The organism is Rhodococcus sp. AC861 (genome assembly GCF_979256035.1).
The window spans coordinates 1-247 of record NZ_CEEDMW010000078.1 but is presented as its reverse complement, the minus strand read 5'-3'; the positions used below and the strand labels follow the sequence as shown (position 1 = coordinate 247).

Genomic DNA, 247 nt, shown 5'->3' with positions numbered 1-247 from the left:
CGCGAGCGCGTGGTGGCGTTGCTCGGCATCTGGCGACTCGGCGCCGTGCACGTCCCGTTGTTCACCGCTGTCGCGACTCCGGCGATCGCCATGCGGGTCGAGGCCGCGGCGGCCCGAGTCGTCGTCACCGAACCCGACCAGCGCCGCAAGCTCGACTCCCTCGACGGCATCACCGTCATCGAAGCAGGGGAGGGCTTCGACGCGATGATCCGTGAGCACGAACCACTTCTCGAATCCGTGGCAGTCG

1 protein-coding gene is annotated in these 247 nt (G+C 68.8%); it reads left to right on the top strand.

All coding sequences use genetic code 11. The annotated features are described in order from the left end of the window. On the top strand, nt 1-247 hold a 247-nt coding region (locus tag AC0IX4_RS23225; protein ID WP_471831438.1), incomplete at both ends, for an AMP-binding protein.